The sequence below is a fragment of the Streptomyces sp. B3I8 genome, from assembly GCF_030816915.1.
In the GTDB taxonomy this organism is placed as follows: domain Bacteria; phylum Actinomycetota; class Actinomycetes; order Streptomycetales; family Streptomycetaceae; genus Streptomyces.
Genome location: NZ_JAUSYN010000002.1, coordinates 144395 through 170483, shown reverse-complemented (window position 1 = coordinate 170483; position 26089 = coordinate 144395). Strand labels below are relative to the sequence as shown.

The window sequence follows — 26089 nt, the reverse complement described above, 5'->3', positions numbered from 1 at the left end:
CTGCGCGTAGCCGACCGCTTCCCCGGAGGCCGACGATGTCTGCACCGACCCCCGCCACGCAGCCGCAGCAGGCGGCTCAGGACGAACCCCGCCCGGGACCGGTCCACGGTCCGGACATCGCCAAGGTGCGCGCCGCCGTGCGCGGCGGGGCCCTTGCCTATTTCGTCGACCAGTTCGACATCTACCTGCCGATCGTGGTGCTGGCGCCCGCGATGATCTACTTCCAGTCGGCCGGCCTGAGCGCGAGCACGACCGCCATGCTCTCCTCGCTGGTCTTCGCCTCGACCCTGGTCGGCCGCCCGCTCGGCGCGATCATCTTCGGCCACTTCGCCGACACCGTCGGACGCAAGCGCACCACCCTGGTCGCGGTCGGCGGTTTCGGCGTCACCACGCTGGTCATCGCCTGCCTGCCCGGACACGAGACGATCGGCACCTGGTCGATCGGCCTGCTGATCGCCCTGCGGTTCGTCGACGGCGTCTTCCTCGGCGGCGAGTACACCACCGCCGTGCCGCTCGCGATGGAGTGGAGCCCGCGGCACAAGCGCGGCCTGTACGCCTCGCTCATCACCGCCACCTCACCCGCCGCGTACGCCGTGATCGCCGCGATCACCCTGCTGATGCTGCAGCTCATGCACTCCGGGGACCTGCACAGCAGCTATGTGCAGTGGGGCTGGCGGGTGCCCTTCCTGATCGGCGCGCTGCTGGCGGCCGCGCTGTTCCGCTACTACCTCACCCAGGTGCACGAACCGCCGGTCGAGGTGACCGGCGAGCGGCACAAGCTGCCTTTCCTGCGGCTGGTGGTGAAGTACCCGCGGGCGCTCGGGCAGGTCTTCGTCCTGATGACCGGCACCTGGCTCGCCACCAACATGGAGGCGGCCGTGACCCCCGCACAGCTGAAGGCGCACCTGGAGCTGTCCAGCCGGCAGGTCACCCTGACCATGCTCGTCATCAACGGCTCCGCCGCCCTGGCCTATCCCTTCCTGGGCCTGCTGTCCCAGCGCATCGGACGACGGAAGTTCTACATCGGCTACGGCATGACGGTCCTGGTGATCGGCACCGGCTCCTACACGCTGATGATGACCTCGGGCGGAGGGCTGGGCGCGGTGCTCGGCTGGGCCGTCCTGATGGGGATCTTCACCGTCGGCACGTTCGGTCCGATCGCCGCGTACCTGACCGAGCGGTTCCCGTCGAGCGTGCGCTCCACTGGGTACGGCGTCGGGTACAGCCTCGCGCTCATCGCGCCGGCCTTCTACCAGTTCTACCTGCGGCAGTTCGACGGCGTGATGTCGGCGCACCTCGCCCCGGCGGTGCTGCTCGCGCTGGCCGGCGTGCTGATCAGCGTCGGTGGCCTCATCGGCCCGGAGACGAAGGACGTCGACATGGCCGACGACAGCACGATCCCCGCCCTGTCCTGACGGCACCGTCCCGGTGGCGGGGCGCGGTCCCCCTGCGCGCGTGTGCGCGGGCACCCTGTTCCGGGCCCGCGCACACGCATGCGTACGACCGGCCCATGGCGGCGGATGTCTCAGACTGCCTGTCGGCCGAGGTCGTCGTCGGGCCGGTAGTGGCCGCCCAGTTCACGCGTGAGCTCGCGCGCGGTGTCGACGACGATGCGCAGTTCGGGGGCGTCGTCGGACATCGACAGGGTGTTGTCCGGGCCGACCACGGCGATGCTGGCGCAGATGCCGTACTCGTCGAACACGGGCGCCGCCACCGCGACGACGCCGGGGGTGCTCATCGCCGAGCAGTGTCCGACGGCACGCACCCGCTCCACGTCCGCGCGCAGCTCCTCGCGCGCCGCATGGGGCAGGTTGGCCATCAGCCGCTCCATGGAGAGCTGGTCGGCGTGGTAGGCGAGGAAGATCCTGCTCTGCGCGGTGTCCAGCGGCAGATGACTGCCGACCCGCACCGAGACGACGACGACCGCGGAGAGGTTCTCCTCGACCCGGGAGACCACCGGACCGGTCAGCCCCCACAGACTGAGCACCACACTGGAGCGTGTGGCACGCGAGAGCGCCTGCATGTGACGGGGCGCCAGGTTGACCACCCGGCGGTGGCCGATGGCGAAGGCGCCGAGCTGGAGCAGCAGCGCACCGGGCACGTAGCCGCCCTCGGCGGTGCGCTCCAGCAGGCCGGCCGCGGCGAGCGAGGTGCAGTACCGGTAGGCCGTGGTGCGGTTGAGCCCGAGCCGCTCGGCGACCTCGGCGGCGGTCACCTCGGGCGTGGCCGTGTCGAACAGGGAGAGGATCTGGCTGACCCGGCTGACCGCCTGGATGTCTGCCTGGTCGCCACGGTCGGCGTCCGACGACCGCGTCGATCTGGTCACGAGGGCCTCCGCCGGGTGGTGTTCGAGGGTCGGACCATCCTACCCAATCACCCGTACGCGCTTCCCGGCCGGTCCGGTGTCGCCGCCGCGTCACGCCTCACGCGTCGTGCTGTTCCCGCCGTTGCCCAGGGGCTGTCGGGCGGCCGTCGGCGGTGGTCGTGGCGGCGCGGGCCGCGGCGCGGGAGGGGCCGGCGGGGAGTGTGAAGGCGAACACCGCGGTCAGCGCGGCGATCGCCGCGAGCGCGAGATAGGTGTGCTGATAGGCGCCGATGGGCGGGTTCGCGGCGGCCGCCCGCGGGGTGCCCAGGACGAGCGCCGTGGTGACCGCGGCCGGTGCGAGCGCGCCGCCGGTCTGGCGGACGACGGTGTTCAGGGTGGAGGCGTGGGCGAGGTCCGGCCGGTCGATCGTGGCGATCGAGGCCACCGTCGTCGGGACGAAGAAGCAGCCCATGGCCACACCGAGGAGGAACATGCAGCCGCGGAAGGTCCACAGGCCGGTGTGCGCGTCGCAGGTGGCGAAGAGCAGCAGCACCGCGCACACCCCGGTGGTGCCGCAGCCGATGATGAGGCGCGGGCCGACCCTGGCGTAGACGACGCCCACCAACTGGACGGTCAGCAGCACGCCGAACGCCTCGGGGAAGGTGGTCAGCCCGGACTCCAGGGCGGAGCGGTGCTGGGCCTGTTGGAGGAAGAGCGGGCCGATGTACATGGCGCCCATGATGGGTATCAGGCCGACCAGATTCAGCAGGTTGGTGTCGCGGAAGAGCCGGTTGCCGAACAGGCGCAGCTTCAGCAAGGGATGCCTTGCCCGCAGTTCGAACAGGGCGGCGGCGGTCAGCAGCACCGCGCCGAGCACGAGGGAGACCAGGACGGCCGTCGACGACCAGCCGCGATTGGGCCCCTCCGACACACCGAACATCAACGTGCCCAGCGCGGAGGCGCTGAGCAGCAGACCGGGCAGGTCGAAGCGGCCGGGCCGGCTGCCGCGCGGGGCGGCCAGGAAGACCGCGCCGAACAGCAGGGCGGGCAGCCCGACCGGGAGATTGACGTAGAAGACCCACCGCCAGCTCAGGTGGTCCACCAGCAGACCGCCGAGGACGGGTGCCGCGGCCGGTGCGATCTGCTGCGGAATGATCATGTAGCGCGAGATGCGTACCTGTTCCTCGGGGGTGAACGTGCTGAACAGCAGCGCGGCCGAGGCGGGGAACAGCACACCGGCCGACAGCCCCTGCACCGCCCGGTAGACGACGAGTTGACCCAGCGTGGCGGCGGTGCCGCACAGCAGCGAGGAGACGAGGAAGCCGGCCAGCGCGGTCAGCAGCACCTGTTTGCCGCCGAACCGCTCGACCAGCCAGGCGGAGGCGGGGATCGCCATGGCCAGACAGACCGGGTAGATGACGACGACGCCGTCCAGCGCGGCCGTCGTCAAGTGGAACTGACGGGCGATCGAGGGCAGTGCCACGGTGGTGATGGCGCCGTCGACGATCGCGATGAAGGTCACGCTCACACACATGACGGGAACGACCAGGCGCTGGTTCAGCCATGCGCCGGGACGGGGGCGCGGACTGCGCCGAGGCCTCGCGTGCGGCCCCTTGGACGGACTCTTGTGCGGGCTCTTGTGCGGGCGCGGAACGAACTGTCCGGGACGACGTGGAAGCACTTGCTGAGCATACACACTATGTGCGTACTCATAGAATGGTCGTCCACGAGACGCGAGGTGGGCACGAGGTGGGCACCATGGCAGTGCAGGGCAGCAGCGACGTCCTGGTCGACGAGCTGTACGAGACGACGCACGGACTGCGGCAGTTCGTGGAGGTGCGGCTGCGCGCGGGGGGAGCGTCGGTCGCCCGGCTGCGGGCGCTGCGGATGCTGGCCGGGGCCGAGGAACCGCTGCGGATGCGCGACCTGAGCGAGCGGACGGGCATCGCGGCCCGGACCGCGACCACCATCGTCGACAGCCTGGAACGCGACGGGCTGGTGGAACGGGTCCGGCACCCCCACGACCGGCGGGCGTTCCTGCTGCGCCTCACCGAGGAGGGCCGCCAGTGCCACCGCGAGGCCGAGGAGATCGACCGCCGTGCCCTGGCCGAGGCGACCGCCGGCCTCACCGCGCCCGACCGCGACCGGTTGCGCGCGCTCCTGGCCCGTATCCGGGAGGCGACGGGCTGAAGGACGCGCGCACTCCCCGTGCCGCTCGGCCGGTCCCGCGCCGTCCCGGGTGGCTCCCGCCGTCTTGGGTGACCCCTGCCGTCTTGGATGACCGTTCCGGAGGAACGCGGGGCCGGTGGGTGTTTCCCGGCCGGGTGATGTTCGTCGGCATCGGCATGATCAAGGAAATAGCCAGTGCCTGCTGTCTCTTCGTCTCCGATTCCGTCGCTGTCCTGACGGCCGCCTTCCTGGCGTCCGCCCGCGCGCAGGCCGCCCCGGCCCCGCCGAGGCCGCGCCCCGCCCCGTCCGCGACGGCGCCGGGAGCGCCCCTGGTCGGCGGGCTCCTCGGCGCCCCGGAGGCGGGACACCCGGCCACCCCGCTGCGGACGCTCGTTCCGGTGGGGGTACTGGCGCGGTAGCCCGAGGAGAGCGCGGGAGTACGCCCGCACACGCGCGGGTCACGCGCCGCTCACAGGCTCCGGAGCAGCCCGTCGAGCGGCGCCGGCACCCGCTCCCCGTCGAGAGCCTCCACGAGGAGCCGCCCGTAGCGGATCTTGCGGCCCTTCTTCGTACCGAGGAAACGCCGCAACAACTGCTCCCGGGGCCGGCCGTGCTGCGCCGGCTGGCGCAGGAACGTCTGCCAAGGGCGGAGTTCGCCCTCGTCGCGGACGATTCCCTCGACCCGGTCGGCGCCCAGCGCGCGGACGAGTTCCTCCTCCAGGTCGCGCACGCACACGAACACCGCGTCGGCCGGCGCCCCGACCTGCCGCAGGCCGCGGTCGAAGAAGGGCCGCTCGCGCACGTCGCACAATCCCGACAGGCGCAGCCCGAGACCTTCCGGCCCGAGGAGCCGGGCGTACCGTCCGACGCTCATCGCCCCGCCCATCGGCACGACGCACACCCCTTCGGCGGCCAGGTCCCGCCCGCACCGCGCGGCCAGCGCCTCCACGGCGGCGAGGTCACTGGCCCCCTCCACCAGAACGGCCGCACGCACCCCCGCCTGCCCGGCCAGTTCCTCCGCCTCCCCGGCCGGCCTCCCGGACGCCCGACGGACCACCGCGTTCCGGAACGTCCCCATGTCCACCATGCGGCGAGTCTGCACCGCCGAGTCCGCGACGGCACACGATTTTGTGACTGTTCGTGTTCCGTCACGGTGCCGGCCCGGACCTGTCCGCAAGGCTCGGGTCACAGTCGACGCAGGGGGGAGCGATGACGGGGTTCGAGGCGCATTGGTGATCCTGGCGAGCGGTTATGCGGCCGGCGGCGCGTACGACCGGCTGAAGCGGGCCGTGGCCGATCGCCGACAGGCCAGGGAGAATAAGTCGGCCGGGCCGGAGCCGGTCTGCGGCTGCGGGCGTCACCTCGCCTATCACGACGCCAAGGACGGGCTCTGCTTACGCGTCCGTCAAGAACGGCGAAGCGGACGGGGGCGGGGGCGGGGCCGACACGGACACCCCCGAGAAGGCCCCCCGGCGCTGCGCCTGCCGGCAGTACGCGGGCCCCGAGCCGTTGGCCACGCTGCACGCCCCCGAGCTGACGTCGTCACGGGGCGAGCGTCCGACGTCGCGGGAGGACCGGGTGGACCGGGTGGACCGGGTGGACCGGGTGGACGACGAGCAGGCGACGCCGGGCCGCCGTCCGTATCCGGCTTCCGTCGGCGGTCACGGCGACGGGGCGGAGCCTCAGCGGGCTCACCGGGTGCCCACGACGGGTGCCAGGACCTCCTCGACGGTCCGGGCGGGGTGGCCTATGACGGATTCCAGGGTGGAGCCGGTGACGTCGAACTCGCCGTCGCGGGCCGCGGTGAACATCGTCAGGGAGAACTCCGCCGCAGGACGCGGCATGCCGGCGGCGACCGCCCCCTCGATCCACTCGTCGTCACCCATGACGACATGGGCGACAGCGCGGCCCGTGAGGCGGCCGAGAACCTCCGCGACACCGGCGAAGTCCAGCGTGCGGGGCGCGGTCAGGGGCGGCGTGACGCCGTCGAGCGTCCCGTCCGCGTCGTCGGCCAGAGCGGCGGCGGCGACCTCGGCGAGGTCCTCGTGGGCCGTCCAGGAGAACGGGCCGTCCTGCGGCACGGCGAGCGTGCCGGTCTCCAGCGCCGCGCCGATGTAGTGCTGCAGGGTGGCGGTGTAGAAGCCGTTGCGCAGGGCGGTGTAGGGGACGCCCTGTCGCCGCAGGTGTTCCTCGGTGGCCGCGTGGACGGGCTGCGGCAGGAAGCGGGACGTGGGGGAGGCGGCCTGGTGGCTGGTGTAGAGAATCCGCCGGGCGCCCGCCTCGCGCGCCGCGTCGACGGCGGCGCTGTTCGCGGCGACCGCGGCGTCGCCCCAGAGGGAGGCGGAGACGACGAGGACGCGCTCGGCATCCTCGAAAGCGTGCTTCAGACTGCCGGGCTCGGTGAAGTCGCCCGCCCGAACCCGGACTCCGCGTGCGGCGAGACCGGCGGCCTTGTCCACGTCGCGCACGCTGACACCGATCCGTTCGGCCGGCACCCGCTCCAGCAGGCGGTCGACGATCAGCGCCCCGAGGCGGCCGGTGGCTCCGGTGACGATCAACATGGGTGACTCCCCGTTCGTTGTGCCGATGAGACGATGACGACGAAGTGAACAGTATCACTGATATTTCCATTGGTCACGCCGAGTTGCGCACAAGGGCGCCAGACCATTCTGACGTGCGCTTTCATTCGTCTCCTTGCAGGCTCACGTCAGAAGTATCAACGGAAACATCAGCTGTCTCACTCGGGCGATATCATCGTGTTCATGGTTTCGAAGACGGAGCGGCGAGACACCACCCGGGAGCGCATCGTGAGGGTCGCGGCCGACCTGCTGCGCGAACAGGGACCCGCTGCGGTGACCACGCGTCGCGTGGCGCAGGAGGCCGGGCTGCAGCCCCCCGCTCTGTACCGCTTCTTCCAGGGCAAGGACGACCTGGTCGACGCCGCCGCCGAGCATGTCTTCGCCGAGCACGTGGCCCGTAAACAGACCGCCCCGCCCTCGGAGGACCCCGTCGAGGACCTCCGTGCCGGATGGCGCTCGCAGATCGACTTCGGGGTGTCCAATCCGCACGTCTTCGCGCTCCTGCTCGACCCGGTCCGCGCGCGCGAGACCCCGGCGGAGGTCAAGGGCGTGCGGATCCTGGCCGAGCGGGTGCACCGGATAGCGGCCGCCGGGCTGCTCCGGGTGAGCGAGGAACGCGCCGTCCACCTCATCCGTGCGGCGGGTATCGGCACCGTGCACACCCTGCTGAGTCTGCCGCCGGAGCAGAGCGATCCGCAGCTCGCCGACGCCGCGTTCGACGCGGTCGCGCGCGCCGTTCTCGTCGACGAGCCCGTCGTGTCCACCCGGGACCCGGCGGCCGTCGTCGCCGCGTTCCGGACACTCCTGCCGCAACTGCCCATGCTGAGCAAGGTCGAGGCCGCCCTGCTCGACGAGTGGCTGCGGCGCTGACCCGCCGGGCTCAGGCGGCCACGGGGAAGTACGTGCGTGCCCAGGTCTCGAAGTCGGTCGTGGGCAGGCCGAGTGCGCGGGCGTGGGCCGGGTCGGCCGGCTGGGGGTGGTCGTTGAGGGAGGCCTGCCCGTGCCCCGCGCCGGACAGGCCGGCCGCGACCGCCTCCTCGCGCGTCATGTCGGGCGCGGTCAGCTCGGTGCCGGAGACGCGGGAGAGGATGTCCGCGATCTCCGTCATCGTGCGCCGGTCGCCCGCCAGTTCCAGCTCGACGCCGTCGAACCGCTCCGGCTCGGCGATCGCCGCGGCCGCGGCGCTGCCGATGTCGTCGAGGGCGACGAGCGCCAGCCGCGTCGTGGGCTTGAGCAGGCTGACCAGTCCCCCCTCGAGGCCGCGGGGGATGACGTCGTGTTCGGAGGGCAGGAAGTTCTCCATCGAGTAGCACGGCTTGAGCAGCGTCCAGCGTGCGAACCCCGCCTCCCGGACGCGGTCCTGGATCTCCGCCTTCGTGGCGAAGTAGGGCTCCATGAAGGCCCAGTGGTCCTTCACCCAGGAGGTGTGCCGTCCCACCCCGGAGGTCGTGGTCTGGACGAACTGCGGCACCCCGGCGGTCCTGGCGGCCCCGATGAGGTTGACGGCCTGGGCGAGTTCACCCTCGAAGCCGCGCCCGCCGATGTCCGGGAGCTGTACGGAGAAGACCGCGCGGGCTCCCTCGGCAGCGGCGACCAGGGAGTCGCGGTCGTAGAGGTCACCGGTGACGAGCTCGGCGCCGAGTGCCTCGACCGCCCTGGCCCGGTCGGTGCTCGCGTCGCGCACCAGGGCCCGGACGGGCACGCCCGACGCGAGCAGGGCGCGGGCGGTGGCACCGCCCTGGTGCCCGGTGGCCCCGGTGACCAGGACGGGTGCGGATGCGGGTGCCGGTGCAGGTGCTGAGGTCATGGTGTTCCTCCGGTTGTGGCTGTGGCTGTGGCTGTGGCTGTGGCGGTGCTTGCCGTGGCGGACGTAGTTGCGGCATGTCGAGTGCCGGAGTGCTGGGGCACGACGAGGGACGGCCCTAAACGGCGGGGCCCGCCGTTTATGTGCCGGGTACGATACGGAGGCCCCCGCCACTTGGCAACCAGGAGAGGACGCCATGCCCGACGGTCAGCGAGCGGACGCCCGGCGCAACTACGCGCGCATCCTGGCCGTCGCCGAGCGCGAGGTCGCCGCCCACGGCGCGGACGCCTCCCTCGAACGGATCGCCCGTCTCGCGGGGGTCGGCTCAGCCACGGTGCGCCGGCACTTCCCCGGCCGACGCGCGCTGCTGCGGGCGGTGTTCGGCGAGCGGATCGAGTCGCTGTGTGCCCACGCCGAGTCGCTGACCGGCGCCTCCGACGCCCGTGCCGCACTGCTCGAATGGCTGGGCGCGCTCACCGACTACAGCGCCTCCGCCCGCGGCATGGGGGAGGCCCTGGCCCAGGACGGGCTCGACGACCCGTCCCACGAGAGCGTCTGCGCGGTGGTGCTCTGCCGCGGACTGGAACCGCTGCTGCGACGCGCGGCGCAGGCGGGCGCGGTGGCGCCGGACGTCACCGCCGCGGAGCTGCTCGCCCTGGTCACGGGCATCGCGTTGGCCACGGAGGGCCGCCCGGAAGCCGCCGTCGAGGCACGCAGGCTGCTCGACCTGACGGTCCGCGGGGTGAGCCCCGGGCAACCGGCCGCGGAGCGCGCCGTACCGGCGTCCGCGGGGCCACGTCCCTGACATCGGTGGCCGGGCGGACGCGCACGTGACACCCCCGGAACGCGCGAACCCGCGTCGGGTCAGTCCGTGAACGCGGCCACGTACGACGCCACGCAGGACTCGGGCGTGGCGCGCGAGGTGACGACGTGCCCGTCGACGGTCACCGGCGGGGTGAGGGGCACCTGGAGCAGCCGCTCGGAGCGGGTGAGGGCGAGCTGTTCCGCCGGCATCAGCGTCCAGGCCCCCGGGTGCCGGCCCACCTCGAACAGCACATGGAGCATGTCCCCGGCAGGCGGCCGCGCGGGGGCCAGGGGCAGCGCGGCGAGGATCGCGTCGTGCAGGGGCGGGTCGCTGTCCCGGGAGGGGAGCCGCAGGCCGTCCGGGGCGAGGTCGGCAAGCGTGACCGAGGGCATGCCGGCGGCGGGGTGCGTGTGCCCGAACACCACGTGCAGGGGCTCGGACCAGGCCCGCACGACCGTCAGTGCCGTGGACGCGAGCGTGCCGCGGACCAGCGCCAGGTCCAGGTCACCACCGAGCACCGCGTCGAGGCGCGCGGCCACCGGGAGATCGACCAGTTCCGGTTCGGCGGGACGTTCGGCCTCGTGCAGGCGGGACAGCGCCCGGTCGAGGCGTGCGGTGACGCAGGAGGCCACACCGATGCGCAACGCGGCCGCCGGCTCCCCGGCCACCACCCGTACCCGGGCCGCGGCGGCGAGGGTCTCGCGGGCAGCGGCGAGCACGCGCCCACCGGCCGGGGTGAGCCGCACCCGGCGTGACGTGCGGTCCAGCAGACGGACGCCCAGCTCCCGTTCGAGCCGTACGATCTGCTGGCTCACGGCCGGCTGCACGATGTTCAGCCGCTGCGCGGCACGCCCGAAGTGCAGCTCCTCGGCGACGGTCACGAAATACTGGAGCGCTCTCAGTTCCACCACCCTGATCTATCACAAAATGTGATCGCTGCCGATTCGATCCGCTCATTGTTCGCCCGGCCCGCATGAACTGTGATGGACACCGAGCACACCGCGGCGGACGAGGGTCCACCACGACGGCCACCGCGTCCCCCCACCGACCACCGGTACCGGACGCCGTAACGCGTGGCGTGGTGTGCGCGTACACCCGAACGGAGAACAGAAGTGAGCACTACGACCCTGGGCATCATCGGTACCGGCATGGTCGGCGCCGGGGTCGCCCGCCGAGCCGTCGACGCGGGCCTGAACGTCGTCCTGAGCAACTCGCGGGGCCCCGGCACGCTGGACGATCTCGTCGCCCGGCTCGGCCGTCGGGCGCGCGCGGCGACGCCCGCCGAGGCGGCACGTGCCGGTGACATGGTCCTCGCGGCCGTGCCGCTGGCCGCCCGTGAGGGGCTGCCGCGCGAGGAACTCGTGGGCCGGATCGTCATCGACCCGATGAACTACGCGCCGAAGCCGGGCTGGAACCTGCCCGAACTCGACAGCGACGCCCTCACCTCCAGCGAACTGGTGCAGCGCGGTCTCCCCGGGGCCCGGGTGGTGAAGGCCCTGCACAACATCGGTCCCCGACAGCTGCTCGACCTCTTCCGCCCGGCCGGAGCCCCCGACCGCACCGCGCTGCCGGTGTCCGGCGACGACCCGGACGCGAAGAAGGAGACAGCGGCGTTCCTGGACGCCCTCGGCTTCGACACCGTGGACCTCGGCCCACTCGCGGACAGCTGGCGCAGCGAGCCCAACACCCCCCTGTACGCGTTCTCGTACGTGGGCCCGCCGCCGGCCGGCCTCACCACCGCCGAACTGGTGGCCTGGGTCCAGCAGGCCCCCGGCGTGCCGTTGCCCGCCGCCCGGGTCGAGGAACTCGCCGCCGCGACGGAACGCGGCCCCGCGGGCTTCCGGATGGACTAGGTGTATTGACCACGAGCATCGTTGACATTCGGTAGACCTTGAACATGACGATGACCTCCGGTGCGGTGGGAGCTGTCCAGGAACTCACCGCACGGAGGTCTTCGTGTCCCACCGTAAATGCCCGGCTGGCCGTTTTCGGTAGGCGGCTGTTGGTCGAGCGGGTCAGCTCGGGCCGCCCGGCCGAGCCGCTATCGGTCGTCCGTGCCTCCGAGGTCCTGGGCCACCCAGCCGGGCGCGTCCAGCCGGACCGGATCCGTGCCGACGAGATCTCTCAACCGGTCCTCGAAGCGCGTGAGTTCGGCCGGGCCGATGCGTCGTTCCCACTGCTCGCGCAGTTCGTCGAAGATCTCCTCCCCCTGCCGCATCACCTCGAACCCGAGCGGAGTGACCCTGAGCCGCTTGCGGCGGGCGTCGCGGGGGTCGGCGTCACGGGTCACGTACCCGCGCTCCTGCAGTACCGCGATGGTCTTGGCCGCCGCCTGCTTGGTGACCGACAGGCGGCGGCCGAGTTCGGAGGCGTTGTCGGCGCCGGCGGCGATGGCCCGCATGGCGAAGTCGTGGGCGGGGCGCACCCCTTCGTGCCCGCGCCGGGCCAGCTCGGCCGTCGCGGAATCCACCAGCGAGCGGAAGCCCCCCAGCAGGAGCAGGGCGAGATCGGCGCCGGAACGTGACATGGCAGCAGCGTACGTCGTGGGTTAGGACCCTCGACAGCGACAACCTTGTTGTCTATTGTGGCGGAGCAATGGACAACAGGGTTGTCGAAGAGTCGGCAGAGTGTGCCGCACACGCACGCACATGCCCGTACGCCGCACGTGCTGCGGCGAGATCGCGACGCACACCATGAGGACCGCCATGAACATCACACCCCCGGGTGCCACCGTCCCCGGCCTCACCCACCACCACGCGGAGGTCAACGGCACACGGCTTCACTACACGGCGGCCGGCACCGACGGCTCGCCGGTGCTTCTCGTCCACGGATTCCCCGAGACCTGGTGGGCGTTCCACCGGCTCGTCCCGCTGCTGGCCGAGACGCACCGCGTTTTCGCCGTCGACCTGCGCGGCTTCGGCGACTCCGGAAACGGACCGGGCCCGTACGACAGCGCGACGGCGGCGGAGGACCTGCGCCTGCTCGTCGAGCTGCTGGGCGTGGGACCGGTCCATGTCACCGGTCAGGACATCGCGGGGGCGACCGTGTTCCGCCTCGCGGCCGCGCACCCCGCGAGCGTGCTCAGCCTCACCGGGATCGAGACGGGCCTGCCCGGGTTCGGCCTGGAGGCACTGGCCGACGTCACCCGCGGCGGGGCCTGGTACATCGGCGTGCTCGCCGCCCCCGGTGTCCCCGAACTCCTTCTCGCCGGTCGTGAGCGGGAGTTCATGGAGCGGTTCGTCCTCGGGAGGCCGGGCGTGGTCACCGACGCCGACCTCGCGGAGTTCGCCCGCACGTACGCGCGCCCCGACGGCTGGCGGGGGGCGAGTGGTCTCTACCGGTCGATGCTGGGGGAGGGGGCCGGGATCAGGGCGCTGGCCGAGAGCCCCGGCCTGACCGTACCCGTGCTCGCGGTCGACGCCGGTGGCGCCCCGTTCACGACCGGCACCCTGTCCCGGGCAGTGGCGGGCGGGAACGGACCCGGCCCGCACGGCGTCGAGTCGGTGACACTGGACGGCGTCGGTCACTACGCCGCGCTGGAGGCGCCCGACGCCCTGGCGAAGGCCCTGCTGCCGTTCTTCGCGAAGGTCGACGCCGCCCGCCGCGTCTGAGACCCGGCGGCGGGCCGTGCCCTCACGAGGCCGGCCGGCCGCCGGGAGCCTCCACGCCGGCCCGCGCCGCGCAGGCCTCGGCCGCCGAGAGGTAGCGCTCCACGGGGCCGAGGGTGAGCATCCCGGTGGTGGCGCCGGCGTGTTCGGCGCGCGCGTCACGCAGGGCGTGAGCCGCGCGGGCGGCGGTCGCGGGCGCGTCCAGGAGCACGGCGGCCCGCGCGGTGAGGCACCACAGCGCCTCCTGCAGGTGATCGCGCGGTGGCTCGGGAGTCGCGGCCAGCGCGGCGCGGGCTTCCTCCGTGCGGTCCCGGGCGAGAAGGACGAGCGGCGCCGCCCAGGGGCGGTACGGTCCCCAGTCGAGCCGCTCGTCGGCGGGGGCCGGGCGGCCGTGCAGCAGACGCAGTCCGAGCAGGGCGAGCGGCAGCAGCCCGCGGTGCAGCCCCGGCATCCCGGCCGCCCCCAGAGCGCCGTCGGCAGCGCGGTAGGCCGCGGCGACCGTGGCGGCGGACGGCCCGCCGGGCTCGGCACTGCGGGCGGCGTCGACCCGGACCCGGAACCAGCGCGTCAGCACCGGCACGAGGGGTGACTCGTGCACGGCGGCGAGTCGCTCCGCCGCCCGGGCGTGTGCCTCGGCGGCGTCGAGATCGCCGAGCGCCGACGCGGACTGCAGGCGTACGAGCCGACCCAGGATGGCGTGGGCCGGCAGTTCCCGCCGCCCGGCGAGCTCGACCAGTTCCGCGCCGATCGCATCCCGCCGCGGAGCGAGGCCGGGGCGGGCGAAGGACTGCAGGAACACCCCGTTGAGGGCGAACGCCAGAAGTTCGGGATCCTCCGCGCCGCGTGCCAGCGACTCCGCCTCCCGCGCGGCGGCCCGTGCCCGCTCCGCGCGAGGACCCGACGAGTCGGCGGGCCGGCTCTCGACGGCGATCGTGGCGAGCAGACGGACGCGCAGCCCGGCGGGGGCGTCCGGGCCGAGGGCGGTGAGCGTCCGCGTGGCGGCGGCCACGACGGCACGGGCCTGTGCGGGGTCGTCGGCACGGCTCCAGACGGCGGGGACGTCGTAGGCGCCGATGACGCGGGCGGTCAGCACGGCGTCCCCCGTACGCTCGGCCGCCTCGACGGCGGCCAGCCGATCGCGGCGCGAGAGGACGAGCGCGTCCCCGCCCGCCAGCGCGAGGGTCCGGGCCAGATCGACGGTGGTGCGCGGGCCCAGCCGGATGCCGCTCGGCCCGTCCGGCGCCTCGGGGCCCAGCGGCGCCGCCGCCCCCGGGTACGGGGAGAGCCGCTGCCCGGGCGCGCGGGGTGGCTCCAGCGCGGCGGACCGGTTGAGGATGTCCTGCTCCAGGCGCCGCAGGACGGGCCCGGGATCGAGCCCCAGTTGTTCCGCGAGCAGGGTGCGGGCCCGCCGCAGGGTGGCCAGGGCCTCGGCCGGCCGGCCGTCGCGGTAGAGCGCGCGGGAGAGCAGCGCCCAGGCGGACTCCCGCCACGGGTGCCCGCCCGCGTGCGCGGCGAGATCGGCCACGAGCTCCGCGCCCGCACCGGCATCGAGCAGCAGGCCGGCCCGCACCTCCACCGCCTGCAGCCGCAGCTCCTCCAGCCGGGTCCGCTCCCGCGGCGCCCACCCCGCGTCGGGCAGGTCGGCGTAGGGCACGCCGCGCCACGCGGCGAGGGCGGCGCCGAGCGCGTCCACGCCGTCGGGGGAGCGGCGGGCCGCGGCCAGGGCGTCCTCGAAGCGGTACACGTCCACGGCCCGGCGCGGCAGCCGCAGCGCGTAGCCCGGCCCCTCCGTGACGAGGACGCGGGACGGGGTGCGGGGCGCCCGGTCCGGTTCCAGGGCCCGGCGGAGCGCGGCGACGAAGGTCCGCAGCGCGCCCACCGCCCCGGCCGGCGGCGCGGTCCACAGATCGTCGACGAGGGTGTCGGTGCCGACCATCCGCCCCTCGGCCGCGACCAGCCTGCCGAGCACCTCCCGGTGCCGGGGCCCGCCCAGGGCGATCGCGCCGCCGTCCGCACGCCGCGCCCGCACGGCACCCAGTACATCGACCCGCACGGCATCCTCACCCGGCCCATCGCTCCGCATGCCCCTCATCATCCGGGCACCCGCGCCGCGGCGCCGCCCGCGCCCGCCCGCGCACTGATCGGTTGCTGATCGGCACCGCGCACAGTGGTCACGTCAACCTCCCCGACAGCGAGAAGGCACCCGCGATGACCCCCGTCACCCCCGCCCTCCCCGGCTTCACGTACGTCCGCCTGCCCGGTGAGGACGGTGTGGAACTGTCCACCGCCGTCGCCGGCAGCGGCAGCCCCGTCGTCCTGCTGCACGGGTTCCCCGAGACCCACCTCATGTGGCGGCACATCGCCCCGCGGCTGGCGGAGGAACACACCGTCCTCTGCCCCGACCTGCGCGGTTACGGCGACAGTGACAAACCCCGGGCCACCGACGAGGACACCTACTCCAAGCGCACCATGGCCGCCGACATCGTCTCGGTCCTTGCATCGCTGGGCCACGACCGGTTCGCGCTGGTCGGTCACGACCGGGGCGCCCTGGTCGCCTTCCGGTCCGGCCTCGACCACCCCGAGACCCTCACCCACCTGGGCATCCTCGACGTCGTACCGACGTTGGACATGTGGAACGTGCTGCACGGCGTCTCCGCCGCCGTCGCTCACCATCTGTACCTCATGGCGCAGCCGCCCGGGCTCCCCGAGACGATGATCGCCAACAGCGCCGACGCGTTCTTCGGTTCCTTCCTCGACGCCTGGACGACGGACCCGTCCGCGATCCCCGACGAGATCCGCGCCGCCTACCTGCGCGCGAGCGCCGCCGCCGTCGACTCGATCGTGGCCGACTACCGCGCCTCCGCCGGCATCGACCTCACCCACGACCAGGCCGACCTGGACGCGGGCTCGCAGCTCGCCATGCCCGTGACGGTCGTCCAGCAGGACTGGGGCGCCCGGCTCGGCTACGACGCGGCCCAGGTGTGGCGGGCCTGGTCCCCGGACCTGGACCACCGGCTCACCGCGGCGGGCCACTTCATGGCGGAGACGTCGCCCGACGAGATCACCGCGATCCTCAGGGCACTCCTGGCCCGCTGAGGCGTCCGCTGAAGCCGCCGGTGGACGGCACCGTGCCCCCGGCCCCCGCGACGAGAAGCGGGGACCGGGGGCACGGTGGGCCGGGCGGTACGGGCTCAGGCCCGCAGTGTCGTGAGAGGGCCGTTGTACGGTTCCGCCGTCAGCACCGGGTGGCGGGTGGGGGCCGCCCCGGCCGGCCAGGACAGGTGGACCGTGCGGGACTCGCCCGGCAGCAGCCACAGGTAGTTGTCGCTGTACAGGGTGGGCAGCACCCGGTGGCCGTGGGTGTCCGTCAGGAGGGACAGGCGGACCATGGCGGCCACCGCCGAACCCCGGTTGCGCACGGTCGCGGTGAGCCCGTGGCGGTCGCCGGAGCGGGACATCTCGGTGACCGCGCCGGTCAGCCGGACCTGCTTGGCCTTGTTCAGGGCCTGCAGCGAGGCGGCCTCGCGGTAGCGCCAGTAGGTGTTCCGCGACACCTCCCGCCCCTTGGCGTCCTCCAGAGTGAGCCGCAGCAGGTGCAGGTCGGGCAGGTCGTCCGTCCAGCCCGCGGTGAACGCCTTCGCGGTGTCCGCCCGCGCCACGTCGAGGCGGGCGGTACGGCGCCGGCCCAGCTCCTTGCCGGACAGGTCGTACAGCCGCGCGGTGACGGTCGCGCCGCGCAGGTCGGCCGCGGTGTGGTTCACCGCGAGGACCTGCCACTTGACCGGATCGGCCTGCACGTGCAGCGGCTCGCAGCCCGAACGAGCGCCGAAATAGGTGCCGTTGACGTCGAAGTCGTAGTCGTACGTCTGCCACACCGTGCTGTGCCAGGCCGGGTGCGACATCCACAGCATCAGACCGGAGGCGTTGTCCCACAGGTGGGCGTTCCACGCCTCGAACATGGCGCGCGTGTTCTCGTAGTTGACGAACTGCGCCTTGCGGGCGAAGTCGTCGAGACCGCCGGACTCCCCGAGCCGGGCCTCGATCCCCGCCTTGTAGTTGGGTGCCCCCTGGTTCCCGTGCTCGCTCCAGTCGTGGTAGAACCACGCCCCGCGGATGGGCCATTCCGGCTCGTCGCCCGTCATGTTGCGCACGCTCGCCGCGGTGGACACCACCGGCATGCCGATCTCGGTGTGGAACCCGAAGTCCTTGCTGCCGTACGTCGACGGGTCGAAGTACCGCTCCGCGTCGACGAATCCGTAGGGGCCGCCGCCGGTGACGATCCCGCCCGCCGAGTTGTTCTGGTAGAGCAGGCCGGGCACCTGCCGCTCCACAGCCTCGCGCATCCCCTTGTCGATCGCGGGTGGCGGATTGCCCTCGTTGGCGCCGCACCACACCACCACACTGGGGTGGATCCGGTAGCGCAGCACGGTGTCGCGGGCGACCGCGTTGAACGCGTCGTGGTCCGGCGGGTCCATGCCCCACGCGTTGGGGAAGTCGTTCCACACCAGGATGCCGTACCGGTCGCAGGCGGCGAAGAACTCCTCGCGGTCGCTGCTGCCGACCCAGTTGCGGATCATCGTGAAGTTCATGTCGCGGTGCATGCGCACCGCCGCGTCCATGCGCTCCGGCGGCATCCGGCGCAGCAGCTCGTCCCAGCCCCAGTTGCCGCCGCGGGCCAGCACCCGCACCCCGTTGACGCTGATCCGCAGTGGCTCCGGCGCGTTGGACACGGACTTCACGTCGCGCCACTTCTCGCCGTCGTCGGACACCTGGATCACGTACGTCTTCGCGTACGCGGTCTCCCAGACGACGGAGATCCGGTCGAAGGAGCGGGTGGCGCCGAGGTCGACGCGGATCCACTGGCCGTCCTCGTACGCGGAGGACCAGCGGGTGCCGGCGTCGCCGTCGGTGGCGTGCGAGGCCGGGTGGCCGGACTCCGCGGTGGAGGCGGTGGCGTCGCGGTGCAGTGCGAGGTCGGTGCCGGGGTCGGCGCTGTCGATGACACCGAAGGACCACAACGAGGTGCCCCAGCTGGTCGCACGGACACCGCAGTCGAGACGGACGTAACGCGCGCTCTGCCGGTCGAAGTCCTCGACCTGGAGGCTCGCGTCACCGTTGCTGAAGGGCAGCGGCACCGCACCGTTGTCGACCGCCTTCACGTCCGTCCACTGCGAGCCGTCCGACGACACCTGCACGACGAACGTCTTCGCGTACCCACGCTCCCAGGTGAGGTCCACCCGGTCGAAGGACTGGGCGGAACCGAGATCGACGCGGATCCACTGGTCGTCCTCGTAGGCCGAGGACCAGCGGGTGTCCGCGTTGCCGTCGGTGGCGTTGGCGGCGGCGTGGTCGTCCTCGTCGATGCTGGAGGCCTCGGCGCTCGCGTGCAGCGCGAGGTCGATGCCGGGCCGCGCGCTGTCGCCGACGGCCAGCGTCCACAGCGAACTGCCCCAGGAGGAGGCCCGGGTCAGGCACCGGATGCGGACGTGCCGGGCCTCCTGCCGTGCGAAGGTCACCGTCTGCGTGACGGAGTCACCGGTCGCGGTGAACGGCAGCGGCACGTCGTACTCGTAGCCGAACTGGCGCACACCGAAGCGGACGGCACGCCGGTCGCTCTCCCGGCCGTCCACCGACGCGATGAGCGTCAGGTCGTACAGGTGCGCCTCACCCATGCCGTTGGGCCACCACAACTTCGGGTCGCGCAGCCGCAGTTCGTGGAAGGCGTCCGGAGCGAACACGACGTCGACGCTCTCGCCGGCCTTGACGGTGACCGTCTTCGACACGCGCACCCCGGAGAAGGCCGCGGTCACCGTCGCCCGCCGGTCGGCGGAGTCGGCGTTGCGCACCGGGACGACCACGCTCACCTCGGCGACCGACAGGTCGTCCGGCAGGCCGGGCAGCACGGTGTCCACGCGCGGGTCGCCGATCACGAGGTGCCCGGTCGCCCGCAGCCGTACGTGGTTCCAGATGCCCGCCGCGCGGTCGCGCACCGCCGGCATCCAGTCCCAGCCCGAAGCAGCCAGGTAGGTGGGCGAGTTGAGGTTCATCTGGCCCGCGCCCGCGTCCACCCAGGCACTGCCGTCGGGGCCCTTGTCGCCGGGGCTGCCGGGAATCGGCATGGGCGTGATCCGCACCGCCAGGGCGTTCTCGCCGTCCGCCGCGAGCAGCGGCGTCACGTCGAACGAGGCGCGCGCGAACGGGTACGTGAGGTCGCCCGCCCGCTTGCCGTTGAGCCATACGTCGGCCTTGTGGTTGACGCCGTCGAACTCCAGCCACACATGCCGGCCGGAGCCGGTGCGCAGACCGCGCGGCAGCGCGAAGTCCCGCTTGTACCACCAGGAGTGGCGCGACAGCGCCTCCGGGACGTGCAGGTTGTTCAGGCCCGACACCGGGTCGGGCAGCTTGCCCTGCTCGACGAGGGAGGCGAGCACCGTGCCGGGGACGGTGGCCGGCAGCCAGGCGCTGGTGTCGACGGACGTGCTGGACAGTTGCGCGCCGTCCCCGTCGGCCCAGTCGTCCATGGTGAGCCGCCAGCCCGACTCCAGGGGCACGCTGCCGTCGTCGGCCACCTCCAGGCGCGGGGCCTTCTCGTGGTGGGTGCCCCAGTCGGTCCAGCCGGTGGCCGCGGGGCGGTGGTCCCCGGGGGTGCCGTACACCTCGAAGCCGTTGAGGCCGAGCGGCAGCGGACTGGAGCGCTTCTGCGAGGTCATGCGCACCCAGCGGGCCCGTGTCGGGCGCGGGAGCTGGATGTTCACCACGCCGCCGGTGCCCCCCGTGGTGCGGTACGCCGTGGTCCACGACTCGTTGTCGAGCGAGGTCTCCACCACGAACATCAGCGCGTAGCTGGACTGCACCTCCTTGCCCGTGGTGCCGCTGTGCGGGTTGCCCTCGGTGGGGGGTGTGAACACGGGCGTCGAGGCGTCCGCCTCGAAGGTCAGCCGGACCCGGTCGACCTCGCAGACCGACTGGAGGTCGACGGCTATCCACTGCGGGTCGCCGCCCTCGGCGCGCCAGCCGCTGCCCTCGACGCCGGGGGAGGAGAGCCGGTCGACGACGAAGGAGCCGACGGTGGGGGCGTAGGCCGTCGAGGAGGCGGTGACGGGCCGGTACCGCGCCAGCTCGCCGGGGGAGGAGGAACCGTGGGAGGGGGAACCCTCGGGGGCGCCGGTGGGGGCGGCGGCAGCGGTCGACGCGGGGACCACGGCATTCAGGCCGAAGCCCGCCAACAGGGTGGTGCCCGCGGCGACGACGGTACGGCGCGAGGGAGAGCGCGACGGACCCGACTGATCTGGCATAAGTGTGACGTCCCATCAAAAACGACGCTGGCCCGATCCGGCTCCGCACCTGTGCTGTGCGGGCCGCTATGACAACGTTGCCAAAGGCTGTGTCGTGCGACGTCTCCTGTCAACCCCCGGTGCGGGAAACACTTCCGGTGGCACGTGCGCCGGGGGTGGGCGGAAGATACGTGCCGTTGCGGGAGTGAACGGGAGGGTGCCGTACGCGAGGTGCTGTGCACGCACCGCCGCGGCCCGGCTTCGCCGGGTTCCGGCGCCCGTGACGGGGCGCCGCGTCGGGGCGGGAACGGCCGTGGTGCACCTTTGGGGCGGTGCCCGGTGCCGACGGCGGGTGCGGGGCGGATCCGTCCGGGCGGTGCGGAAGCAATCGGTGTGCGGCTCCTGGGATCCCCTGGAGTTCTGCGTCCGAGGTCCTCTCGGTTGCCCGCCCGGCCGTCCCGCGGGTCCCCGGCCCGGCCGGCCGGCCCTTCCCGGTCCGTTCCGGTCGGTCGTGCCCTCTCGGCGGGTGTTCCTACCCGTGCCGACGGGGCTTCCGGGGCTGCTCGGAAGCCGGGACGGCCGGCTGGATGACCCGGGACCGTACGTGCTCGTACGCCATGGTCGTCTGCACGTCGGCCACCTCGCGCCGCTCCGTGAGCCGGTCGATGACGAAGGCGTACACGCTGTTCACGTCCGGCACGGCGATGTGCAGCAGGAAGTCGTGCGGGCCGGAGGTGACGAACATGGCGATCACCTCGGGCAACCGGTGCGCCCACTCCCGGAAGCCCTCGATGACCACCCGGGCCGGCGGCCTGATGCGTACCGAGATCAGTGCCTGCACCGGCCGGCCGACCGCTTCGAGGTCCAGCGCGGCGTGGTAGCCCGTGATCAGGCCGCGCTCGCGCAGCAGCCGCACCCGCTCCAGCGACGTCGACGGGGAGATGCCCGTCTTCGCGGCCAGATCCCGGTTGGTCTGCCGTGCATCGTTCTGCAGCTCCCGCAAAAGAGCCAGGTCGATCGCATCAAGTCCCGCGCTCACAGCTGTTCGCCTCACGAAGTTCGGTGACCGGTCACTCTGCTCAAACCATTACCTAGCCTACGTGGCATGAGGCAACAGAAGTACGGTTTCTCCGGCGGTGCCGGACTGATTCTCGGGGCCGCGCTGCTGTGGGGCACGGTCGGCCCCGCGCAGGCCCTGGCGGGCGACGTCATGAGCCCCGCCGCGCTCGGCGGCTGGCGGCTCGTGGTCGGCGGCGCGGTACTGGCACTGCTCTGCCGGCGCCACCTGCGCGGGCTCCGCCCCGCACTCGGGCGCGGGCTGCTCCGCCCGCTGCTGGTCTGCGCGCTGGCCACCGGCGTCTTCCAGGCGGCCTTCCTCTACGCCACCGACCGCACCGGCGCCGCGCTGGCCACCGTCGTCGCACTGGGCGTCGGCCCCGTCGCCACCGGAGTGATCGCCCGCATCGTCACCGGTGAGGCCCTCACCCGCACATGGTGGGTCTCCACCACCGCCGCGGTGCTGGGGTGCGCGCTGCTGTTCGTGCCGGACGGCGCCGGGCCGGACGTCCTCGGACTGCTCACGGCCGCCGCGTCGGGTGTCTGCTACGGCCTGTACACCGTGTACGCCCGCCGGCTCGCCACCGACCACCCGGGCATCCACCTGCCGACGGTGTCCGCCCTCGCCCTGCTGCTGGGTGCGGTGCCGCTGCTGCCCTGGACGGCCGGATCGGTCGCCGCCCTCGCGCAGCCGGCCGCACTCGGGCTGGTCGCCTGGCTGGGGCTGGCCGCCACCGCCCTCGCGTACTGGCTGTTCTCCGTCGGCCTGCGCACCACCGGCGCGGCTGCCGTGGGCACCCTGAGTCTCGCCGAACCCCTCGCGGCGACCGTCCTCGGCGTCTTCGTCCTGCACGAGCACCTCACGGCCATGGCGGCGGCCGGCAGCCTGCTGATCCTGGGCGGCCTGGTCGCCGCATGCCTCCCGGCCGCGGCCTCCCCCGTCCCGGCCCGCCGGGAGCCGGCGGATCCCCTGCCGGCCGAACCGGGCGAGCCCGCGTCCGCCGTTCCGGCGTCCCGGGAACGGCGGACGCCGTCGGTCCCGGATCCCGTACCCGCGGCGTCGCGGGGGAGCGGCACCGGCTGAGGGCGCGCTCGTCGGCAGCCTGCCGGGCGACCGGTCGACGGCGCGCCGGGAGGGGAACTCCGGCGGTGGTCCCGGCTCGGGTCCGTCGTTCGGATCAGGCCGCAGGGGCCGACGGTGTCGTCCCCGCGTCCGCGAGCCGATCCGCACGACAGGCCCCGGGGGACCGGGGCCGGACCGGGAACGGAACGAGGTACGGGTGGTGAGGCGGGCCGGCTCCCCGCACCTCGACGCGCTCGCGCACTGGTCCACCGACGGGCAGGTGTATCGGGGCCGCCCGAGGGCGGAGGTCGTCCCCCCCTCGGCATCACGCACGCGTCGACCACCGCCTTCGCGGCCGGGACAGTGACGCGCGGAGTCCTGCTCGACCTGGCCGTCGACGGGGCCCCTGCCCCCCGCCTGCGCGGTGACGTCGGACGACTTCGAGGGGGCCGAGAGGCGGCAGGGGGTCGAGGTGGGCTCCGGCGACGCGCTGGTGGTCCGGCTCGGCCGGACGGGACGCGGCCGGGCCGACACGCCGAGTCCGGGGATCGGCCTGGACGCGGTGCGGTGGATGCGCCGCCGGGAGAGCGCGGTCGTCGTCCCGGACAGGGGTGACGCGCACCCTCCGCTGAACCCGGACGAGCCCTCCCCGCTGCACGGGGTGGCGCTCGGCCGGACGGCGATGCCGCTGATCGACGTGCAGCGGCCGGACGACCTGGCGGCCCTGTGTGCGCGACCGGGGCGCTACAGCTTCCTGCTCACCGTGGCCCCGCCGCGCATCCACGGCCTCAGCGGCGTACCGGTCGATCCGATCGCCCTGTTCCGATCGGGCGACGACCGGCGCACGCCACGGCTCCCGGCCGTCGCCCCGTGAGTGCGCACGGCTCGCCGTGACACCAGGCCCCCGGCCCCCGTGTGCGAGGGCGGCCGGCTGGTCGCGGTCAGCCCGTCGGGGTGCCGATCCGATCGCGTTCCAGTGCGGCACGCAGGTCCGCGAGGGCCCGTGCCGTGGCCGGCGAACCGCCGAGCGCCTCGCCGATCAGCTCGGTGAGGCACTCGGTGGCCGTCCGCTCGGCCGCGTCGGCGAGCCGCGCGCCCTCGTCGGTCAGCGCGAGCAGGCTGGACCGGCGATCGTCGGGGTTCGGCTGCCGGACCACCCACCCCTGCTTCTCCAGCCGGTCCACGGCCTTGCTGGTCGCGCCGATCCCGATGGCGAACGCGGCGGCGATGTCCGCCACCCGGGCCCCGGGGTGGTCGCGCAGATGCCGAAGGGACTCGAACTGCGAGGTCACGAGGGAGTGTTCGCAGCGGAGGCGGTCGCTGAGGGCGTTGTACACACGTGTCTCGCAGCGGACCAGGTCGTCGAAGAGGGCGACCAGATCGATCGCGTCGCTTGATTTATATGCCACGGCATATAGTGTAGCGGCAGCTACTTTCCCCCGTGGGGCGAGTAGCGACAGCCATTCACTCCTGGGGAGCACACCAGTATGAGCAGAGAACAGCGTGTCCGCGTCGACGCCATGATGCGGCAGGGGCGTCACGAGGGTCCCGCCACGGTCGAGGAACTGCGCGCCGGGTTCCGTGCGCTGATGGCCGGCATGAAGGTGCCCGACGGCATCCGCACGCGGGCGTCAAAACTCGGCGGGCGGCCGGCCCTGCGGGTGGAGCCGGAGGACGGACCGCGCGCCGGCACGATCCTCTACTTCCACGGCGGTGCCTGGGTGTTCGGCTCCCCCGAGACGGCCCTGTCCCTGACGGGACACCTCGTCGCCAAGACCGGCTTCGGGGCGTACTCGCTGGACTACCGTCTCGCCCCCGAACATCCGTTCCCGGCCTCGACGGACGACGGCGTCAACGCGTACCGCGCCCTCCTCGACAGCGGCGAGGACCCCACGGCCGTCGTGTTCGCGGGGGACTCCGCGGGCGGCGGACTGGCCGTCACCACCTGCCTCGCCGCCCGGGACGCGGGCCTGCCCATGCCCGCGGGCATCGTGGCGTTCTCCGCGGGCCTGGACGCCACCCGGAGCGGCGAGAGCATGGAGGGCAAGGCGGGCGCCGACCCGGTCTTCACCCGCGCGGACTTCGACCGGACCGGGGCCCTCTACCTCGCCGGGGCCGACCCGCACCAGCCGCTGCTCAGCCCGGCCGTCCACGCCGACCTGACCGGCTTCCCCCCGATGCTGCTCCAGGTGGGCACCAACGAACTCCTGCTGGACGACTCCACGCGCCTCGCCGTCCGCGCCCGGGAGGCGGGAGTGGACGTCGTCCTCGACGTCACCGCCGACGCACCCCACGTGTTCCAGGCGCTCGTCGGCGAGCTGGACGAGGCGGAGGAGGCGCTGGACCGCGCGGCCCTCTTCCTCACCCAGCGGATCCGCGCCCGGGACACCCGCGTGAGCGCGTGAGCGAACGGTGTCACCCTCGCGCGGGGGAGAAGGCGCTCCTCAGTCCGTGAAGGGCGCCGCGAGCACCAGGTCCTCCACCGTGGGCACCGCGAAGCCGGGGATGTGGCGGCGGCCGACCTCGGCGAAGGGGTGCATCAGCACCGACATGGGCTTGGTGCGGCACAGCGACAGCATGGTGTCGACGGCGTCCTGCTTGAAGCCCTTACGGGGGAACGCGCCGAGGATCTCCTCCAGGGCGCCGGACGGTATCCGGTCGATGCCGTTGCCGGAGAAGTCGGCCCCGGAGCCGACCGACACCATGGCGATCTCCGGCCGCTTGCGGGCCGCGATGGCGACGTTGGTGTGCAGGGCGATCGCGTCCCACACGACCGCGATCCGGTCGTCCGGAACGTGCTGCGCCTTCAGGAACCGCTGCGCGGCGTCCGCACCGTCCAGTTCGAAGCGCTCGTCCGGGGTCCGGTACGCCTCGACCAGCCCCAGGTCGTGCAGGACCGCCGAGAGGAACGCGAGTTCGCGGTCGTAGGGGATCCCGCGTCCGTCGAACAGCGCGCAGCCGAACAGGTAGCTGCGCATGACGTGGTTGAACAGCGTCTCGGAGGACGCCTCGCGGGCGAACGCCGCCGCCCTGCGGGCCACTTCGCCGTCGGGTACGCGGATTCCCGCCACGGACCTGGGCAGCGCTCCGCCGCTTGCGCCGCCGCCGTCCGCCCGTCGGGTCCATCCCGGGGCCGCGGCGGCGGCCGGGGCGGCCACGGCGCCGGTGAGCGCGGCGGCCAGGCCGATCGCGGCCACACCGGCGCCCCGCCCCAGCGCGGCACGTCGGCTGAAGGCCCTCTCCTCGTCCCTCCCGGCACCCTCGTCGCCCTCGGTGAACCCGCTCTTGTCGAACACGCGCATGACCTCTTCCTCGGTGGTCGAGCGATTGATGCCAGGAGCCTATGAACGGCACCGACGGCTCGACAGTGGCGAAAATGCCGGGTGGCCACGCCTTCTCGCCATCCCGTCCCGCCGTGGCGCAGAG

Annotated in this window: 23 protein-coding genes; 11 read left to right on the top strand and 12 right to left on the bottom strand. The window is 73.3% G+C overall.

What is annotated here, in order from left to right; genetic code table 11:
• The first annotated feature begins 35 nt into the window (after positions 1 to 35).
• On the top strand, positions 36 to 1415 hold the full coding sequence (locus QFZ64_RS02955; RefSeq protein ID WP_307062000.1) for an MFS transporter: 1380 nt from the start codon (positions 36 to 38) through the stop codon (positions 1413 to 1415).
• A gap of 110 nt (positions 1416 to 1525) precedes the next feature.
• Here the strand turns inward: QFZ64_RS02955 and QFZ64_RS02950 are convergent, their stop codons facing one another.
• Positions 1526 to 2326 carry an IclR family transcriptional regulator gene (locus QFZ64_RS02950; RefSeq protein WP_307061997.1) on the bottom strand — a complete coding sequence of 267 codons (801 nt, stop codon included), beginning with the start codon at positions 2324 to 2326 and terminating at the stop codon, positions 1526 to 1528.
• A 97-nt stretch (positions 2327 to 2423) separates the two neighbouring features.
• Positions 2424 to 3839: a DHA2 family efflux MFS transporter permease subunit gene (locus QFZ64_RS02945; RefSeq protein ID WP_307061995.1), complete on the bottom strand. Its 1416-nt coding sequence runs from the start codon at positions 3837 to 3839 to the stop codon at positions 2424 to 2426.
• Positions 3840 to 4063: 224 nt separating this feature from the next.
• Between QFZ64_RS02945 and QFZ64_RS02940 the strand changes: the two genes are divergently transcribed.
• Both QFZ64_RS02940 and QFZ64_RS02935 read left to right on the top strand, forming a co-directional pair.
• The gene (locus QFZ64_RS02940) at positions 4064 to 4495 is read left to right on the top strand and encodes a MarR family winged helix-turn-helix transcriptional regulator (RefSeq protein ID WP_307061993.1); all 432 of its coding nucleotides are present in this window, start codon (positions 4064 to 4066) and stop codon (positions 4493 to 4495) included.
• A 119-nt stretch (positions 4496 to 4614) separates the two neighbouring features.
• Complete coding sequence (locus QFZ64_RS02935) at positions 4615 to 4893, top strand: hypothetical protein (protein WP_307061990.1); 279 nt, start codon at positions 4615 to 4617, stop codon at positions 4891 to 4893.
• A gap of 50 nt (positions 4894 to 4943) precedes the next feature.
• On the opposite strand, the gene QFZ64_RS02930 is transcribed toward QFZ64_RS02935, so the two are convergent.
• Together QFZ64_RS02930 and QFZ64_RS02925 are read right to left on the bottom strand one after the other, a co-directional pair.
• Positions 4944 to 5561: an ATP-dependent endonuclease gene (locus QFZ64_RS02930; protein WP_307061988.1), complete on the bottom strand. Its 618-nt coding sequence runs from the start codon at positions 5559 to 5561 to the stop codon at positions 4944 to 4946.
• A 604-nt stretch (positions 5562 to 6165) separates the two neighbouring features.
• The gene (locus QFZ64_RS02925; RefSeq protein ID WP_307061987.1) at positions 6166 to 7035 is read right to left on the bottom strand and encodes an NmrA family NAD(P)-binding protein; all 870 of its coding nucleotides are present in this window, start codon (positions 7033 to 7035) and stop codon (positions 6166 to 6168) included.
• 201 nt (positions 7036 to 7236) lie between these two features.
• On the opposite strand from QFZ64_RS02925, the gene QFZ64_RS02920 reads away from it, so the two are divergent.
• A complete protein-coding gene (locus QFZ64_RS02920; RefSeq protein WP_307061985.1) occupies positions 7237 to 7923 on the top strand; it encodes a TetR/AcrR family transcriptional regulator in 687 nt (228 codons plus the stop codon).
• Between the two features lie 10 nt (positions 7924 to 7933).
• On the opposite strand, the gene QFZ64_RS02915 is transcribed toward QFZ64_RS02920, so the two are convergent.
• The gene (locus QFZ64_RS02915; RefSeq protein ID WP_307061983.1) at positions 7934 to 8860 is read right to left on the bottom strand and encodes an NmrA/HSCARG family protein; all 927 of its coding nucleotides are present in this window, start codon (positions 8858 to 8860) and stop codon (positions 7934 to 7936) included.
• 193 nt (positions 8861 to 9053) lie between these two features.
• Here QFZ64_RS02915 and QFZ64_RS02910 point away from each other — a divergent pair, with 193 nt between their 5' ends.
• On the top strand, positions 9054 to 9662 hold the full coding sequence (locus QFZ64_RS02910; RefSeq protein WP_307061981.1) for a TetR/AcrR family transcriptional regulator: 609 nt from the start codon (positions 9054 to 9056) through the stop codon (positions 9660 to 9662).
• 59 nt (positions 9663 to 9721) lie between these two features.
• Here the strand turns inward: QFZ64_RS02910 and QFZ64_RS02905 are convergent, their stop codons facing one another.
• Positions 9722 to 10570 (bottom strand): LysR family transcriptional regulator, encoded by an 849-nt coding sequence (locus tag QFZ64_RS02905; RefSeq protein WP_307061979.1) that lies wholly within the window; start codon positions 10568 to 10570, stop codon positions 9722 to 9724.
• A 165-nt stretch (positions 10571 to 10735) separates the two neighbouring features.
• Between QFZ64_RS02905 and QFZ64_RS02900 the strand changes: the two genes are divergently transcribed.
• A complete protein-coding gene (locus QFZ64_RS02900) occupies positions 10736 to 11515 on the top strand; it encodes an NADPH-dependent F420 reductase (RefSeq protein ID WP_307061977.1) in 780 nt (259 codons plus the stop codon).
• Positions 11516 to 11703: 188 nt separating this feature from the next.
• Here the strand turns inward: QFZ64_RS02900 and QFZ64_RS02895 are convergent, their stop codons facing one another.
• Positions 11704 to 12189, bottom strand: coding sequence for a MarR family winged helix-turn-helix transcriptional regulator (locus QFZ64_RS02895; RefSeq protein WP_307061975.1), 486 nt, complete (start codon positions 12187 to 12189; stop codon positions 11704 to 11706).
• Between the two features lie 178 nt (positions 12190 to 12367).
• On the opposite strand from QFZ64_RS02895, the gene QFZ64_RS02890 reads away from it, so the two are divergent.
• Entirely contained in the window at positions 12368 to 13273 is a 906-nt protein-coding gene (locus QFZ64_RS02890; RefSeq protein ID WP_307061972.1) for an alpha/beta fold hydrolase, read from the top strand.
• A gap of 22 nt (positions 13274 to 13295) precedes the next feature.
• Here QFZ64_RS02890 and QFZ64_RS02885 read toward each other — a convergent pair whose 3' ends face one another.
• Positions 13296 to 15323 (bottom strand): AfsR/SARP family transcriptional regulator, encoded by a 2028-nt coding sequence (locus QFZ64_RS02885; protein WP_307071547.1) that lies wholly within the window; start codon positions 15321 to 15323, stop codon positions 13296 to 13298.
• A gap of 155 nt (positions 15324 to 15478) precedes the next feature.
• Between QFZ64_RS02885 and QFZ64_RS02880 the strand changes: the two genes are divergently transcribed.
• Complete coding sequence (locus QFZ64_RS02880) at positions 15479 to 16366, top strand: alpha/beta fold hydrolase (protein ID WP_307071546.1); 888 nt, start codon at positions 15479 to 15481, stop codon at positions 16364 to 16366.
• Between the two features lie 95 nt (positions 16367 to 16461).
• Here QFZ64_RS02880 and QFZ64_RS02875 read toward each other — a convergent pair whose 3' ends face one another.
• Both QFZ64_RS02875 and QFZ64_RS02870 read right to left on the bottom strand, forming a co-directional pair.
• Positions 16462 to 20565, bottom strand: a complete 4104-nt coding sequence (locus QFZ64_RS02875; protein ID WP_307061970.1) for a discoidin domain-containing protein — start codon at positions 20563 to 20565, stop codon at positions 16462 to 16464.
• 511 nt (positions 20566 to 21076) lie between these two features.
• A complete protein-coding gene (locus QFZ64_RS02870) occupies positions 21077 to 21583 on the bottom strand; it encodes an Lrp/AsnC family transcriptional regulator (RefSeq protein WP_307061968.1) in 507 nt (168 codons plus the stop codon).
• Between the two features lie 66 nt (positions 21584 to 21649).
• Here QFZ64_RS02870 and QFZ64_RS02865 point away from each other — a divergent pair, with 66 nt between their 5' ends.
• Entirely contained in the window at positions 21650 to 22684 is a 1035-nt protein-coding gene (locus QFZ64_RS02865; RefSeq protein ID WP_307061966.1) for a DMT family transporter, read from the top strand.
• 403 nt (positions 22685 to 23087) lie between these two features.
• On the top strand, positions 23088 to 23537 hold the full coding sequence (locus tag QFZ64_RS02860) for a cyclase family protein (protein ID WP_307061963.1): 450 nt from the start codon (positions 23088 to 23090) through the stop codon (positions 23535 to 23537).
• Between the two features lie 67 nt (positions 23538 to 23604).
• Here the strand turns inward: QFZ64_RS02860 and QFZ64_RS02855 are convergent, their stop codons facing one another.
• A complete protein-coding gene (locus QFZ64_RS02855) occupies positions 23605 to 24072 on the bottom strand; it encodes a MarR family winged helix-turn-helix transcriptional regulator (protein ID WP_307061961.1) in 468 nt (155 codons plus the stop codon).
• A 78-nt stretch (positions 24073 to 24150) separates the two neighbouring features.
• Here QFZ64_RS02855 and QFZ64_RS02850 point away from each other — a divergent pair, with 78 nt between their 5' ends.
• Positions 24151 to 25068: an alpha/beta hydrolase gene (locus QFZ64_RS02850; protein WP_307061960.1), complete on the top strand. Its 918-nt coding sequence runs from the start codon at positions 24151 to 24153 to the stop codon at positions 25066 to 25068.
• A 39-nt stretch (positions 25069 to 25107) separates the two neighbouring features.
• Here QFZ64_RS02850 and QFZ64_RS02845 read toward each other — a convergent pair whose 3' ends face one another.
• Positions 25108 to 25965: an HD domain-containing protein gene (locus QFZ64_RS02845; RefSeq protein WP_307061958.1), complete on the bottom strand. Its 858-nt coding sequence runs from the start codon at positions 25963 to 25965 to the stop codon at positions 25108 to 25110.
• Between the last annotated feature and the right edge of the window lie 124 nt (positions 25966 to 26089).